The 16,065-nt window shown below is 57.9% G+C and carries 12 protein-coding genes; 4 read left to right on the plus strand and 8 right to left on the minus strand.

Features of this window, described 5'->3' with window-relative positions:
* Positions 1-51: 51 nt before the first annotated feature.
* The 3 genes from glgX to treZ are packed head-to-tail and all read right to left on the minus strand — an operon-like array spanning position 52 to position 6,446.
* A complete protein-coding gene (gene glgX, locus ACQUTD_RS16580; RefSeq protein ID WP_072570287.1) occupies positions 52-2,127 on the minus strand; it encodes a glycogen debranching protein GlgX in 2,076 nt (691 codons plus the stop codon).
* A gap of 15 nt (positions 2,128-2,142) precedes the next feature.
* Positions 2,143-4,617, minus strand: coding sequence for a malto-oligosyltrehalose synthase (gene treY / locus ACQUTD_RS16585; protein WP_473276889.1), 2,475 nt, complete (start codon positions 4,615-4,617; stop codon positions 2,143-2,145).
* 41 nt (positions 4,618-4,658) lie between these two features.
* Positions 4,659-6,446 (minus strand): malto-oligosyltrehalose trehalohydrolase, encoded by a 1,788-nt coding sequence (treZ, locus tag ACQUTD_RS16590; RefSeq protein ID WP_473276821.1) that lies wholly within the window; start codon positions 6,444-6,446, stop codon positions 4,659-4,661.
* Positions 6,447-6,689: 243 nt separating this feature from the next.
* Between treZ and ACQUTD_RS16595 the strand changes: the two genes are divergently transcribed.
* Complete coding sequence (locus tag ACQUTD_RS16595) at positions 6,690-8,309, plus strand: isovaleryl-CoA dehydrogenase (protein WP_473276819.1); 1,620 nt, start codon at positions 6,690-6,692, stop codon at positions 8,307-8,309.
* Here the strand turns inward: ACQUTD_RS16595 and ACQUTD_RS16600 are convergent.
* From ACQUTD_RS16600 to bsmA, 3 genes are all read right to left on the minus strand, one after another.
* Positions 8,306-10,231, minus strand: a complete 1,926-nt coding sequence (locus ACQUTD_RS16600) for a methyl-accepting chemotaxis protein (RefSeq protein WP_072570291.1) — start codon at positions 10,229-10,231, stop codon at positions 8,306-8,308. The two genes, ACQUTD_RS16595 and ACQUTD_RS16600, sit on opposite strands and share 4 nt — an antisense overlap.
* Before the next feature lie 165 nt (positions 10,232-10,396).
* Positions 10,397-10,672, minus strand: coding sequence for a DUF1471 family protease activator YjfN (gene yjfN / locus ACQUTD_RS16605; RefSeq protein WP_072570292.1), 276 nt, complete (start codon positions 10,670-10,672; stop codon positions 10,397-10,399).
* A 152-nt stretch (positions 10,673-10,824) separates the two neighbouring features.
* Positions 10,825-11,154 carry a biofilm peroxide resistance protein BsmA gene (bsmA, locus tag ACQUTD_RS16610; RefSeq protein WP_072570293.1) on the minus strand — a complete coding sequence of 110 codons (330 nt, stop codon included), beginning with the start codon at positions 11,152-11,154 and terminating at the stop codon, positions 10,825-10,827.
* A 186-nt stretch (positions 11,155-11,340) separates the two neighbouring features.
* On the opposite strand from bsmA, the gene yjfP reads away from it, so the two are divergent.
* Complete coding sequence (yjfP, locus tag ACQUTD_RS16615; RefSeq protein WP_473276817.1) at positions 11,341-12,063, plus strand: esterase; 723 nt, start codon at positions 11,341-11,343, stop codon at positions 12,061-12,063.
* On the opposite strand, the gene ulaR is transcribed toward yjfP, so the two are convergent.
* Both ulaR and ulaG read right to left on the minus strand, forming a co-directional pair.
* Positions 12,060-12,815, minus strand: a complete 756-nt coding sequence (ulaR, locus tag ACQUTD_RS16620) for an HTH-type transcriptional regulator UlaR (RefSeq protein WP_072570295.1) — start codon at positions 12,813-12,815, stop codon at positions 12,060-12,062. The two genes, yjfP and ulaR, sit on opposite strands and share 4 nt — an antisense overlap.
* Before the next feature lie 121 nt (positions 12,816-12,936).
* Positions 12,937-14,001, minus strand: a complete 1,065-nt coding sequence (gene ulaG / locus ACQUTD_RS16625) for an L-ascorbate 6-phosphate lactonase (RefSeq protein WP_473276816.1) — start codon at positions 13,999-14,001, stop codon at positions 12,937-12,939.
* 347 nt (positions 14,002-14,348) lie between these two features.
* On the opposite strand from ulaG, the gene ulaA reads away from it, so the two are divergent.
* Positions 14,349-15,743: a PTS ascorbate transporter subunit IIC gene (ulaA, locus tag ACQUTD_RS16630; RefSeq protein ID WP_473276815.1), complete on the plus strand. Its 1,395-nt coding sequence runs from the start codon at positions 14,349-14,351 to the stop codon at positions 15,741-15,743.
* 16 nt (positions 15,744-15,759) lie between these two features.
* Positions 15,760-16,065, plus strand: coding sequence for a PTS ascorbate transporter subunit IIB (gene ulaB / locus ACQUTD_RS16635; RefSeq protein ID WP_072570298.1), 306 nt, complete (start codon positions 15,760-15,762; stop codon positions 16,063-16,065).

A 16,065-nucleotide genomic window follows, 5' to 3' on the forward strand; every position in this document is an offset into this window, starting at 1 on the left:
CAATAAAAAGGGCCATCAGATGATGGCCCTTTTTTCTGGCTGTAAAACGGCTTACGGCCTTCTGAACAGCGCGATACTGCGGCCTTCCAGTTCGAATTCCTTCTCTTTGGTAATGATCAGCCCGCGTTTGGCGGTATCGGACGTGGTCAGCTCCAGCATCCAGCCCTCATCCGTGGACTGCGGGATCAGGAAGGGCACGTTACCTTCGAACGGGTTAAACAGCACCAGCACTTCGTGCCACAGGCCTTCTTCATCATGCAAATCGTGGCGGGTCAGTGAAACGCCCAGCGTTGAGCCTTCATCCCACTGTTCCGGCTGCTGATAGCCGCCACCGGCGTTGAACCACTTGATCTCCGTGCCGTCACGCCAGCTTTCACGGCGCAACAGCGGCTGCTTCGCGCGCATTTTGATCAGATGACGGGTGAACTCGCGCAGCGCCTCACTGCTTTCCGGCAGGTTATCCCAGTGAACCCAGGAAATCTCGCTGTCCTGGCAGTAGCCGTTATTGTTACCCATCTGACTGCGGCCAAACTCATCCCCTGCCAGCAGCATTGGCGAACCGTGGGACAGGAACAGCGTGGTGAGGAAGTTACGCTTCTGCCGTTCACGCACGTTGTTGATGCCTTCGTCGTCCGTCGGGCCTTCCGCGCCATAGTTGTAGGAGCGGTTATCGTTATGGCCGTCGTTATTGTCTTCGCCGTTATCGTCGTTGTGCTTCTCGTTATAGGACACCAGATCGTTCAGCGTGAAGCCGTCGTGGGCGGTGATAAAGTTGACGCTCGACCACGGACGGCGGCCGCGCAGATCGTAAATATCGCCGGAGCCTAACAGACGCGCGGCAAAGTCGGTGGAGACGTTGACGCCTTTCCAGTATTCACGCACCGTATCGCGGTATTTATCGTTCCATTCCGCCCAGCCCGGCGGGAAGCCGCCCACCTGATAGCCGCCCGGTCCGATATCCCAGGGCTCGCCGATCAGCTTCAGTTTCGACAGCACCGGATCCTGCATAATGGCGTCAAAGAAGCCGCCGCGCTGGTCAAAGCCTTCCGGCTCACGACCGAGAATGGTGCCTAAGTCGAAGCGAAAACCGTCGATATGCATTGATTCCGCCCAGTAACGCAGGGAATCCATGATCATCTGCAATACGCGCGGATGTGAGGTGTTAACGGTGTTGCCGGTGCCAGTATCGTTGATGTAATAACGATGCTGATCCGGCATGGTGCGGTAGTAAGAGAAGTTGTCGATGCCCTTAAAGGAGAGCGTCGGGCCGAGTTCATTACCCTCTGCCGTATGGTTGTACACCACGTCGAGGATCACTTCGATGCCCGCATCGTGGTACGCGCGCACCATGTCGCGGAAACCCTGAATGCCGTTCGGGCCGAAATAGCGCGAAGCAGGCGCAAAGAAACCGAGGGTGTTATAGCCCCAGAAGTTCTTCAGCCCCTTATCCAGCAGATGCTGATCGTCCGGGAACCAGTGCACCGGCAGCAGTTCCACCGAGGTCACGCCCAGGCTCTTGATGTACTCCACCGTCGCCGGATGGCCCATGCCTTCATAGGTACCGCGCAGTTCTTCCGGAATCGCGGAATTGAGCTGCGTAAAGCCCTTCACATGGGTTTCATAGAGCACCGTTTGCGACCACGGGATGTTCGGACGGTTTTCATCTTTCCAGTCGAATTCATTGGGATCGATGACACGGCATTTTGGCGTAAAGGGCGCGCTGTCCTGGGTATCAAAGGTCAGATCTTTATCTTCGTGCAGCAGCTCGTAGGCGAAATGCGCGTCATTCCACTCGATGTCCCCCGCCAGCTCACGGGCATAGGGATCGAGCAGCAGCTTGTTGGGGTTAAAACGATGGCCGTTTTCCGGATCGTACGGGCCATAGACGCGATAGCCGTAGAGCGCGCCGGGTTGCAGGCCAGGCACGTAACCGTGCCAGATTTCATGGGTATATTCCGGCAGATCCAGGCGGGCGATCTCGGTTTTCCCGTCCTGATCAAACAGACAGAGTTCAACCCGTTCTGCGTGTGCAGAGAAAAGCGCAAAGTTGACACCCTCGCCATCAAAATTGGCGCCAAGACATTCGCTGGTTCCCGCCAGAATTTCAAAGCTATTATTGTTAGACATTTATTCCCTCTTATATCATATGGTTACGTATATGACAGACGAACAGCAATCGACATTTTCAAGGTGGATCTGGTCGGTAAGCGCCACTTCTTCTCCGGTAAGAAGATCGCGATAACGACGGTTAGCCAGGGCCGCAGGCAGCGTGACCGCCGTCTGTGGCCAGCGTTGCGGGGCGGTCAGTGCATCGCTCGCCTGCTGCATTGGCAGCACCAGCCGCGGCGCGATAACAATCAACGCATCATTACCCTGCTGACGGGCGAAGGCGATCAGGTGATCGGCGTTGTCGCCTTTTGCCGCCAGCGGCACATAGTCGCCACGGCGGAACAGATCGGGTTTACGCTGGCGATAATGCAGCACATGGGTGATCACCTGCTGCTTGAGCGCGCCGCTCATCCAGTCTGCTTCTGAGGTCGGCACAGGCTCGTCATCGCTGAACAGATGCTGCTCAAGGGCGGCAAAGTCCGGCTCGCGGCGGTTATCCGGATCGACGAGGCTGAAGTTAAGGGTTTCGCTGCCCTGATAAATATCCGGCACGCCGGGAGCGGTAAGCTTGATCACCGTCTGGGTCAGACTGTTGACCAGGCCCGCGCGGACAAAGGGTTGCAGCGTCTGGTAAAAATCTTCCAGGAAAGCCTGGTTGTCCGGGGAGAGCAGATGACGGGCATAGTCGAGCACCACGGTTTCATAGACGTCGTTGCTGTCGGCCCAGTCAGTGCGCAGCTTCGCTTCACGCAGCGCCTTTTCCACAAACGGGATAAAGCGTTCTTCCAGCGCCGCTAAACCGGCGGTGTCCTGGGGCGTCAGCGTCACCGGCCAGACGCCCGCCAGGGCCTGATACAGCATCCAGGCGAGTTCCTGTTTTGGCGTCGGGCCATCGAACAGCACGGTGACTTTGCTGTCGTTCATCTGATGCCAGCGTGCCACGTGCGCCGCCCATTCCTCCGGCGCTTCGGTGAGGGTATAGAGCCGTGCGCGGGCATCCTCACCGCGTTTGGTGTCATGGGTTGAGGTGCCCGACAGCGCATCCGGCTGCCGTTCAAGACGGGTTTTCATCTCGGCGTGGAAACGGTCGAGGGAGAAGACGCGCGGCAACGGTTCAGCGCCCACTTCGTTAAGGGCCAGATCCAGGTGCTGACGGAAGAACAGCGTGTCTTCCACCGATTTTGCCATCAGCGGCCCGGTAAGCTGCTGGAAACGGGTGCGGAAAGTGGCGGCAGCCGGATCAGCGCTGGCAAGAATGCCCGCCACGAAATCGAGCGCTTCGGTATCCGGGGCGTAATCGCTGTTTTTTACCCGCGCAACCACTTTTTGCAGCAGTTGCTGGCTGGTCTGCGGCAGGCCGCTGGCGGTGCCATAGGTACGGTAAACCGGGAAGGCCACCAGCAGTTCGCGCAGGGCGGCGCGCACCAGGACTTCATCCAGCGTGCGGTTTTGCGTGGCGGCGATCTCCATCGCCAGGCGCAGCAGGGTGGTGAATTCCCCTTCGAAATTGCGATCCGCCATCAGCAGCTTGGCGGCGCGCAGCTCGGCTTTCATGTCCACCGGTTTGCCGACCGCCTCGTCGTAGGCCTGACGCAGCGCGTCCAGCTTATCGTCATCCACCAGCACGTCAGAGAGTGCGGCAATAAACTCATAGCCAGTGGTGCCGGAGATCGGCCAGTCTTCCGGAATGTGCTCGCCCTTGCCGAGGATTTTTTCGACGGTGATGTAGCACTCCGGTCCGGCGGTCTCACGCAGCCGCGCCAGATAGGCCTGCGGATCCGCAAGGCCATCCACATGATCCACCCGCAGTCCGTCCACCGCGCCGGAATGCACCAGTTCGAGGATCAGCCGGTGGGTATCATCAAATACGGTGTCGTCTTCTACGCGCACCCCGGCCAGCCCGGTGATCTCAAAGAAGCGGCGGTAGGAGAGATCGCGCGGCGCATCGCGCCAGGACATTAACCGCCACGGCTGCTGATCGTGCAGCGCGGCGATGTCAGCCTTGTCAGTCAGCGCCAGCACCTCCGCTTCGCGCCCGTGCCAGCTGGCGGGCGTCAACGGGTAAAAGTTGTCGAAATAGGCCAGCGCCGGACGGCCGGTTTTCGGATCGGGCTTGACGCTAATCTCATCGTTCGCCAGCACCGCCTCAAAGGTATCGCCGAGGAACGGCAGCGTCAGACGGCGTGACCAGTCGATATCGAAATGCCGCGCGTAACGGCTGTCTTCGCCATGTTCGATCACATCGCGCCACCAGGGATTTTCCAGCGAGGCGGCCATATGGTTCGGCACGATATCGAGGATCAAACCCAGACCGGCGGCTTTCAGCGCCTGCGCCATGCGGTCAAAACCTTCGCGCCCGCCAATGGTCGGATCGATTTCGTTGGCGTCGGTCACGTCGTAGCCGTGGGTTGAGCCGCTGGTGGCGGTAAACACCGGTGAAGCATAGAGATGGCTGATGCCGAGCCGTTTCAGGTAGGGCACCAGCGCGGCGGCACGATCAAAGGTCATGCCGTTGCGGAACTGAATACGGTAGGTCGAGGTTGGGATACTCACGATACATCTCCCGGGGCAAGACGGACAATAATGGAATCAGGCGGCAGATCCGCCGCCGGGGAGCGCCAGACATAGATGGTCTCGCCGGGTTGATCCGGTAGCGGCTGGTGCCGGTCGCTGATATTGAGCGCCATGGAGAGCGTACCCTGCGGGAAGCGCCAGCTGACGGCGAGATAACCTTCAGCCGTCTCCACCACCTTACCGCTGTTGCCGCCCGCCGTTGCCAGCAGCGGGACAATATACTGCTTACGCACATCCAGTAGCGCCTGGGTAAAGGCCAGCCACTCCTCGCCTTCCGGCGTGTCCAGCTTCTGCCAGTCAAGTTTTGAACGGGCAAAGGTCTGCTCCGCATTCGGATCCGGCACGCTTTCGCCTTCATGACCCGCATGGCCTTCAAACTCTTTCGCGCGGCCTTCCCGCACCGCTTTCGCCAGATCGCCATGGAAATCGGTGAAGAACAGGAACGGCCTGGTTTCGCCGTACTCTTCCCCCATAAACAGCAGCGGAATATGCGGCGATAACAGCAGCATCGCCAGCAGTACGCGGGTGCGCTCCGCGCCCGCCAGGGAAATCAGACGGTCGCCCTGGGCGCGGTTGCCGGTCTGGTCATGATTCTGAATGAAATCCACAAAGGCGGTCGGCGGCTGGCCGGTACTTTTCACGCCGCGCGGCTCGCCGGACTGCACCGAAACTTCACCCTGATAGGCAAAGCCTTCCGCCAGCGTACGGGCCACCAGCTTTTCCGGCTCGCGGGCAAAATCCTGGTAATAGGCGTGGGTTTCGCCGGTGGCGAAGACGTGCACGGCATTGTGGAAATCATCGTTCCATTCGCCGGTAAACAGCGGCACCGAACCGTCTTTTTCGCGCGGATGCAGGAAGGTGACGTTACGGCAGTCTTCAGTGGTCAGATGCACTGGCCGATCGGTGATGCGCTCGCGGATGCGTTCGGCGATCTCAATCAGCAGGTGTTTCTCTGAGGTATCTTCGATCTGATCGATGGCGTCAAAGCGCAGGCCGTCGAGGTTGTACTCTTCCAGCCAGTAGAGCGGCGCTTCCAGCATATAGCGGCGGGCAGCGTCCACATCATAGGCGATGCCTGCGCCCCAGGGCGTATGGCGCTCTTTATGGAAGAACTCCGGCGACAGCAGCGGCAGATAGTTGCCTTCCGGCCCGAAATGGTTAAGCACAATATCCAGCACCACCGACAGCCCGTGGCCGTGGGCGGCGTCGATAAAGGCCTTGAAATCGTCCGGCGAACCATAGGCCGCATGGGGGGCGTACAGCAGCACGCCGTCATAGCCCCAGCCGCGGTTGCCGCCAAACTGCGACACCGGCAGCACTTCGATCATGGTGATGCCGGTTTGCGCGAGGTACGGCAGTTTGTCGATGGCGGCGCGGAAAGTGCCCTCCGGCGTAAAGGTGCCGACGTGCATTTCGTACACCACGCTTTCTTCCCATGCCCGGCCCTGCCAGTCGGTGTTCTGCCAGGCATAGTGTGCCGGATCGACGACCAGCGACGGGCCGTTCACATCGGCTTTTTGCGCGCGGGAGGCGGGATCCGGCACCGCCATGCCGTCAGGCAGCACATACTGGTATTCCGCGCCCGGCGCGACGCCCGGCACCGTCAGTTCAAACCAGCCGTCGCCCACCGCGTTCATTTCTTTGTCTTCCCCGGCAAGCCGGAGCATTACCCTCGGGTGACCGGAAGCCCACAGACGAAAACGCACGCCATTGGCCTCTGTGTATTCGGCCCCCCAACTCTTCGTAAAGGTCCTGGACGACATACAATTACCCCGTATAGCTCATCAGTGAGCACAGAATTGATGTGCAATGGTCACGTTCCCCACAGCAGTTGCAAATCAATCATAGTTCAGATACGGCAACTGAAAGGGCTTCTGATAAAGAAGAGATCCGGGCGGCCGGACGGCGTCTGTGGGGGCGGATGGCGCTTTTGTGATAAAGCTCCGGACCAAAAACCTTACCGCTATCCATACTTACCGGCGATGCCAATGAAGGAGGGACACAGAATGCGCTGGCAAACCCACACCGTTTTTAATCAGCCGTTGCCGCTCAATAACAGCAATCTTTTTATTTCAGACGCCTCGTTGCGTGACGCCGTGGCCCGTGAAGGCGCGGGCTGGGACGCCGAGCTGCTGGCAAGTATCGGTCAACAACTAGGCACGGCGGAGTCTCTTGAACTGGGGCGTTTAGCTAACGTTAACCCACCCGAACTGCTGCGCTATGACGCCACCGGCGAGCGGCTGGACGATGTCCGTTGCCACCCGGCCTGGCACCTGCTGATGCAGGGGCTGTGCGCCAACCGGGTACATAATCTGGCGTGGGAAGATGAGGCGCGGGCGGGATCGTTCGTCGCCCGCGCGGCGCGCTTTGTGCTGCATGCGCAGGTGGAAGCGGGCACCCTTTGCCCGGTAACCATGACCTTTGCCGCCACGCCGCTGCTGCAACAGACGCTGCCCGCGCCGTTTCGCGACTGGTTAAAACCGCTGTTAAGCGATCGCTACGATCCGTATGTCCTGCCCGGCGCGCAAAAACGTGGCCTGTTGATCGGCATGGGAATGACGGAAAAGCAGGGCGGATCCGACGTGCTGAGCAATACCACGCGGGCGGAAAAAAGCGGTGATGTTTACCGGCTGGTGGGCCATAAATGGTTTTTCTCGGTGCCGCAAAGTGATGCGCATCTGGTGCTGGCGCAGGCCAGCGGCGGTCTGTCCTGCTTCTTCGTGCCGCGTTTTCTGCCGGACGGCACGCGCAACGGCGTACGCCTTGAGCGGCTGAAAGACAAGCTCGGCAACCGCTCGAACGCCAGCAGCGAAGTGGAATTCCATGACGCCTGCGGCTGGCTGCTGGGCGAGGAGGGGGACGGCGTACGGCAGATACTCAAAATGGGCGCACTGACGCGCGTTGACTGCGCGCTGGGCAGCCACGGCCTGATGCGCCGCGCCTTTTCCGTGGCCCTCTATCATGCGCACCAGCGCCAGGCGTTCGGCAAAAATCTGGTCGATCAGCCGCTGATGCGTGACGTGCTCAGCCGGATGGCGTTACAGCTGGAAGGGCAGACCGCGTTTCTGTTCCATCTGGCGGGCGCGCTGGATCACCGCACCGATCCCGAGGCGGCGCTGTGGGCGCGACTGTTCACGCCGGTGGCGAAATTCGCCGTCTGTAAGGCAGGTATTCCTTTTGTGGCGGAAGCGATGGAAGTGCTTGGCGGCATTGGTTATTGCGAGGAGAGTGAACTGCCGCGCCTGTACCGCGAAATGCCGGTCAACAGCATCTGGGAAGGTTCCGGGAATATCATGTGTCTGGACGTGCTGCGCGTGCTGGCAAAACAGCATGGCGTGATGGATCTGCTGGCGCAGGCGTTCGGGGAGGTGAAGGGCCAGGATCGGCATTTCGACCGTGCCTGGCGGCAGTTGCAGCGGCTGCTGCGCAAACCTCAGGAAGCCCGGGCCCGGGAGATCGCGCAACAGCTTTACCGGCTGGCGGCCGGGGCGCAGATGCTGCGCCACGCATCGCCGCCGCTGGCGCAGGCCTGGTGTCAGATGATGCTGGATACCCGTGGCGGCGCGCTGATAAACGAGCAGGTGCAGAATCACCTGCTGTCGCGCGCCACGGGCGGCGTGGGTTAAAGGCGGAACAGGCTGACCAGCTGGCTCAGATGGCTGCCTTTTTCCCGCAGCGTGCGGGCAATATCTTCACTGCGTGATGCACGATCGGCGGTGATGTGCGTGGCTTCGCCAATGTGCGTCATCGCCAGATTCACCTGGCCGATACCGGCAGACTGTTCCCGTGAGGCGTGGTTAATCTCGGTCACCAGCTGATTAATGTTGCCCATATGATCGATGATCGCCGACATCGCCTTCTGCGTCTGTTCTGACAGGGCGTGGCCTTCCGACACTTTCGCCAGCGTATCGGCGATCAGCTCCTCGATCTCTTTCACCGCCTGCGCACTGCGCGCCGCCAGCGCTCGCACTTCCTGCGCCACCACGGCGAACCCTTTGCCATGCTCGCCTGCCCGCGCCGCTTCCACGGCGGCGTTCAGCGCCAGAATGTTGGTCTGGAAGGCAATGGATTCAATGACCTGAGTAATGGCGGCGATACGCTGGGAGGCGTCACGAATATCGTTCATGGTCGCCACCGCGCGGCTGACGGTCTGGCCGCCCTGCTGCACAGCGCCAGAGGTGTCATGCACCAGACGCTGGGTCTGATCCATGTTTTCCGCGGTTTGCTGTACCGTGGCCGCCAGCTGTTCCATGCTGGCGGAGGTTTCTTCCACGCTGCTGGCCTGCTTGTTGATCTGCTCGGTGATCTCTCCGCTGTCGGCGGCCAGGGTGGTGGTGCCCTGATTAATCTCACCTGCGGCTTCGCGTACCTGATGCACCATGTTTTGCAGACCGTGACCGATGCCGTTAATGGCCTCGATCAGCTGGCCCACTTCATCCTTGCTTTTCACTGCCAGCGTGGCGCGTAAATCGCCCGAGGCGTAGTGCTGCGCCAGCTGAATAACATCCCGCAGCGGGCGGGTCAGCCAGCGGCGGATGATCACCACAAAGAGCGCGGCAAACAGCAGCGAGATCACCACGCCTGCGATCAGGAACTGATTGCGCATGGTGTTCACATCGCGCAGCAGCACGGCTTTGTCCACTTCCCCGACAATCGTCCAGTTCCAGCCGGGCAGGGCGATCCACGACATCATCCGCGTACGGCCATCAGCGTCGGTGCGCGCCAGCGTGCCGGATTCGCTGCCGAGCAGCGCTTTCTGCGTGGCGTCATCCCACTGCGGGCGCTTGCCTTCTTCACGCGGATGGAACAGGTAATTGCCATAATTTTTACCGGCGTTGCGATCCAGTACGTAGAAATGTCCGCTCTCGCCGAGACGGCGTTGCAGGATCTTATCGCGCATGATGCCCCAGGAACGGCTGATATCCACGCCGACGAAGAGAATGGCGATGATATTGCCGCTGGCGTCTTTTACCGGCTGATACTGGGTGATATAGCGTTTGCCGAACAGCAATGCCAGGCCGCGATAGGCCTCGCCGCGCATGACGGGAGCCAGCGCCGGGCTGGCGCTGTCCAGCTTTGTGCCGATGGCGCGATCGCCGTTTTCTTTACGCAGCGAGGTCGCCACGCGCACGAAATCATCGCCGCTGCGCACGAACAGCGTCGCAATAGCGCCGGTACGGTTCAGAAAATCGTCCGGTACGGCATTATTTTCGTGCAGCTCAATCTCACCGCCTTTTAGCAGCGGCACCGTTATGCCCTGAATAGTGCGGGTTTGCGTGGTATCCACGCTGATCGGCTGCGGAATAAAACTGGTGAATAAACGCGTGTAGCTCTCAACTTCTTCACTGAGGCTGGTATTGAACATCTCGACCATATCCACTACACCGGTGGACTGACTGTGAAGATCTTCAACGGCGAGGGTTTCGAGCTGTTGGCTGGCGTTACGACTCATCAGGAAGGTGAACAACAGGAAAAGCACAGCAACGCTCACGCCTGTCATCAGAGAAAGCCTGGTGCCCAGACCGGCATGGCGAAAAGACGCGTTCATAAAATATCCATTGATCGAAAGGTGTGCGTCGTTCAACGGCAGCTACGCGCTAATATTTAGTGAATCTATGTAACAAAAAGTAACAAGAAATTATTGACTTATTAACAGTAGGGTAATTAAAAACCAACAAAAAGAAAAGCCACCATTAAAGGTGGCTTCGGAGAGCTACGCATAAAGTATGGCCTGCACGCGCCAGTTATCGGCCCGTCGATCCTCCTGCATCGCAATAATGCGATACCAGGACGCGCCCTGCTCATCCGCCTTAAAGGCGATGACCCGTTCCACATCCTGTGCACTGCCATAAACATTATTTACTGAGATCAGGCCGATTTCATTAAGCCCGGTGACGCAATCGGCACTGGCGAATTCGGCGGACTGCGCCGTTGTGCTCACTAAACCCAGTGAGAGCAGCAGCGTGGTTAAGGCAAGCGATCGTTTCATTTGTCAGCTCCATTTAACGTTACCCTGAGTCATGGCAGGGCAATCCATCGCGTATAAATCCTCTCCCTTGCCGAAGCATCGAATTTATTGTGCACAGGAATACGTCTAAAGGTGCAAAGCAGTGTAAATCAACCTTAAAAAACAATGCGCCGTTACTGACGATACAAAATGGCCTGTGAATACCACTGGCCGGTAAAAACAGTATCGTCATTGAGAAGAATGACGTAATAATCCGCTTTAGCTGCGGCGGCTTTGGCTTTGATTTCCGCCTCCGCATCCATCGGAGAGCCTTTAACCATCACGCTGATGGTGCCTAAACGCTGTAAACCTTCAGTCTGATTGCGGCTGATCTCCTGCGGCTCACTCTTCGCCGGAGGCGGGGGCTGCGGTGTACCCTGTAATGCGCTACAGCCGCTCAGTAATAATGCCAGTACAACAGGGGCGAACCGGCTCATTGTTGTTTCTCGTTTCCTGATTGGCATAGTGTAGTTCCTCGTGAATTTCCCTTTGGGGGAATGTTCCCGAAATGTTATCTGAAACGTGATTTTTGACTAAAAATCACCCGAAAGCGTAATGGACGTCTCACCATTATGGCAAAACATCGTCGATTGTGGTTTGTGTGACGTCACCCTGCGTGGCATATCGGCAAAATAAAGCAGGAGAGCCTGATGATTGAACTGGAAACGCGGCAGTTTGCCGGCATTGAAACCCTTCACGCCACGCCCGCCGGACAGCGCGCTCAGCCGCTGCCGACGGTGGTGTTTTACCACGGCTTTAGCTCATCGAAACTGGTGTACAGCTATTTTGCCGTCGCGCTGGCGCAGGCGGGCATAAGGGTGGTGATGCCGGACGCGCGGGATCACGGCGCGCGCTTTAACGGCGACGCCACGGCGCGGCTCGGGCAGTTCTGGCAGATCCTGCACAGCAATTTACTGGAATTTGATCCGCTGCAACGGGCGCTTTACGACGCCGGGCTGATTAAGGAGGCACGGCTGGCGGTGGGCGGCGCGTCGATGGGCGGCATGACGGCGCTGGGCATCATGACGCGGCATCCGGAAGTGAAATGCGTCGCCAGCCTGATGGGATCCGGCTATTTTACGACCCTTGCCCGCACGCTGTTTCCGCCTGCGGATCTGCAACAGGCTATAGCGCCGCTTGCCGACTGGGAGGTTTCCCGGCATTTACCCCGTCTGGCAGACCGGCCCTTGTTGCTGTGGCACGGCGAGGAGGACGACGTCGTTCCGGCAGTCGAAACCTGGCGATTACAGCAGGCGCTGACGCAGGCCGGGCTGGATCAGCAGCTAACCTGCGTATGGGAAGCGGGGGTGAAACATCGCATTACGCCCGTTGCGCTGGACGCTACCGTCGATTTCTTCCGCGCGCACCTTTAAACGCACATCACCTGCACGCCCTGGCTTTCAAGCTGTCTGATGATGTCAGGGTTAGCCTGTTTGCCGGTGATCACCATATCGATTTGATCGGCGCGGCTGAACAGCATCCCGGCACGTTCGCCTACTTTGCTGCTGTCCACAAGCACCACCAGTTTTCCCACCACGTTCAGCATCTTCTGCTCCGCCATGGCGGTCAGCATATCCGTTTTATACAGCCCGTCGGCGGCTAAGCCTTTTCCGCTGGTAAACATCCAGTGTCCCGCATACAGGCTGTTTTCACTGCCCTGCGGGCTGAGGGTGATGGCCTGGCTTTTATTGTACTGGCCGCCCATGATCACCACGCTTTCGTGCTCCTGATCGATCAGGTAATTTGCCAGCGGCAGGTAATTAGTGATGATCTGCACCGGCTTGCCGCACATTTCGCGGCCCAGTAAAAAAGCGGTGGAACCACAGTTGATCACCACGCTCTCCCCCGGATTAACCAGTTGCGACGCCGCTTTGGCGATCCGCACCTTCTCATCCAGATTTTGCGCCTGATGAATGTTCATCGGCGTCCAGCGCGGGCGCTGCTGGCTGATGGCTTCCGCGCCGTTGCGCACCTTTTTCAGCTTGCCGCTCTCGTCGAGCTTGTTGATGTCCCGGCGCGCGGTGGCAGGGGAGACATCCAGCCGCGCCATCACCTGCTCGACGGTGATAAAGCCCGTCTGCGCCAGCAGTTCCAGCAAAATTTGATGTCGTTGCGCTTCTGTCATGAGCTATTCCGATTGGTAATGATTTTTTTAGATGATATTTGAAATAGCCTGCGATTACTAAGCGTTAATAAAAAAATGCCGGCCCGGCAGCACAGGCCGCCGGACGCGAAACCTGTGGCGATCACAGGAAGGATTTGAACGGTAAATCAGGCTCAATGGTAAAGCAGTCGTCAAAGCCGCGCGGGTAGTGATATTCAAATTTGTCTTTATCCAGCGGCCAGGTAAATTTACCGCCCACCTGCCAGATGAAGGGTTTGAAGCCATATTGCAGGCGATCTTTTTTCATCTCCCACAGCACGCGCAGCTCCTGCGGATCCGCCTGAAAATTCGACCAGATGTCGTGATGAAAGGGGATCACCACTTTGGCGTTCAGCGCTTCCGCCATGCGCAGCAGATCCACGCTGGTCATTTTGTCAGTAATGCCGCGCGGGTTTTCGCCGTACGAGCCGAGAGCCACGTCGATCTGATGGTCATTGCCGTGCTTCGCATAATAGTTCGAGTAGTGCGAATCCCCGCTGTGGTAGAGCGAGCCGCCCGGCGTTTTGAACAGGTAGTTCACCGCGCGTTCATCCATGCCGTCCGGCAGGATCCCGGCGGCTTGCTGATCCGCGGGCAGGGTGATCAATGCCGTGCGATCAAAAGCGTCAAGGGCATGGATCTCAATATCTTTTATCTTCACCACGTCGCCCGGTTTCACCACGATGCAGCGCTCGTGCGGCACCCCCCAGCTAACCCACAGATCGACGCAGGTCTGCGGCCCGATAAAGGGCACCGTCTGCGGACAGTTTTGCATGACCGCCGCCGCCACGTTCACGTCGATGTGATCGTTATGATCGTGGGTGGCGAGCACCGCGTCGATCTCGCGGATGGCGAAAGGATCGAGCACGAAAGGCGTGGTGCGCAGATTCGGCTGTAACTTTTTCACCCCCGCCATACGCTGCATCTGGTGGCCGGTTTTCATCAGCGGATTGCCGTGGCTTTGTTTGCCGGTGCCGCACCAGAAATCCACGCAGACGTTTGTGCCGCCCTCTGACTTTAGCCAGATGCCGGTACAGCCGAGCCACCACATGGCAAAGGTGCCCGGCGCCACCTGCTCCTGCTCGATTTCTTCATTCAGCCAGCTTCCCCATTCCGGAAAAGTGCTGAGGATCCATGATTCGCGGCTGATGCTTTCCACTTTGCGCATTCTGTACTCCTCGCTTTTTATGTCAAATGTAATCATAAAATGATTTGTTGTGATTCATGTTGTCACGCTTTTTTCAGCAATGCAACGAGGGGTTTTACAGAAAATGTGCGATGATCGTTCAGGTTTTGTGCAGTTTATATCGCGAAGGACCAGATGTCTTTTTTATATCTCTCTGTAAATGATATTAATTTTTTGCCATGACGAATAGCCACTCTTGGTATGGGGAAATAAATTGCGCGGCGCATCACAAATAATCAAATGCAATCTTTTTATGATTATTTTTGATTGTTAGAGTGTGCGCACACCCGGTACCGATGCCCGGTGCCCTTTACCCTCCGGAGAGAGTTATGGAGATCCTCTACAGCGTCTTTACCGTTTTCTTTAACCAGGTCATGACCAACGCCCCGTTGCTGTTGGGTATCGTCACCTGCCTGGGGTACATCCTGCTGCGTAAAAGCGTCAGCGTGATCGTCAAAGGCACGATAAAAACCATTATCGGCTTCATGCTCTTACAGGCGGGATCCGGCATTCTCACCAGCACCTTTAAACCGGTGGTGGCAAAAATGTCGGAGGTGTACGGCATTAATGGGGCTATCTCGGACACCTACGCCTCAATGATGGCCACCATTGAACGCATGGGAGACGCCTACAGCTGGGTGGGATATGCGGTGTTGCTGGCGCTGGCGTTAAACATTTTATATGTGCTGTTCCGCCGGGTGACCGGCATTCGCACCATTATGCTCACCGGCCACATTATGTTTCAGCAGGCCGGGCTTATCGCCGTGTTCTTCTTTATCCTCGGCTACCCGATGTGGACCACCATTATCTGCACGGCGGTACTGGTGTCGCTCTATTGGGGGATCACCTCCAACATGATGTACAAGCCCACACAGCAGGTAACCGACAACTGCGGTTTTTCCATCGGCCATCAGCAGCAGTTTGCCTCCTGGCTGGCGTACAAGCTCGCCCCTTTCCTCGGCAAAAAAGAGGAGAGCGTGGAGGATCTGAAACTGCCCGGCTGGCTGAATATTTTCCACGACAATATTGTTTCTACCGCCATCGTGATGACCGTGTTTTTCGGCGCGATTTTGCTCTCCTTTGGGCTTGATGTGGTACAGGCGATGGCCGGTAAAATCCACTGGACCATTTATATCCTGCAGACGGGTTTTCAGTTCGCGGTGGCGATTTTCATTATCGTGCAGGGCGTAAGGATGTTCGTCGCCGAACTCTCCGAAGCGTTTAACGGTATCTCCCAGCGGCTGATCCCCGGCGCCGTGCTGGCTATCGACTGCGCGGCTATCTACAGCTTCGCGCCCAACGCGGTGGTGTGGGGCTTTATGTGGGGCACGGTTGGTCAGCTGATTGCGGTAGGCATTTTGCTGGCTTGCGGCTCTTCCATTCTGATCATTCCCGGTTTTATCCCGATGTTCTTCTCTAACGCCACTATCGGTGTGTTCGCCAACCATTTCGGCGGCTGGCGGGCGGCGCTCAAAATTTGCCTGGTGATAGGCATGATCGAAATCTTTGGCTGCGTGTGGGCGGTAAAACTCACCGGCATGAGCGCGTGGATGGGTATGGCGGACTGGTCGATTCTGGCGCCGCCAATGATGCAGGGCTTCACGCTAGGGCTGTGGTTTATGGGCGTCATCATCCTGATTGCGCTGGCATACATGTTCTTCGCAGGACGGGCGCTGCGTGCGGAAGAAGATGCAGAACACCCTCTGGCAGAACCTTCTGCCTAATAAAAGGAGTTACGTAATGACTGTACGAATTCTGGCGGTATGCGGTAACGGGCAGGGCAGTTCCATGATCATGAAAATGAAAGTGGATCAGTTCCTGACCCAGCAGGGCGTGGATCACAGCGTGAACAGCTGCGCCGTGGGCGAATACAAAAGCGAGCTGGGCGGGGCGGACGTGATTATCGCCTCCACCCATATTGCCGGTGAAATCAGCGTCAGCGGCAACAAATACGTGGTCGGCGTGCGCAATATGCTGTCGCCCGCTGATTTCGGGCCAAAGCTGATGGAAGTGATAGCCGCGCACTTTCCCCAGGATCTGAAGTAA

This window comes from Enterobacter sp. K510 (genome assembly GCF_055804875.1).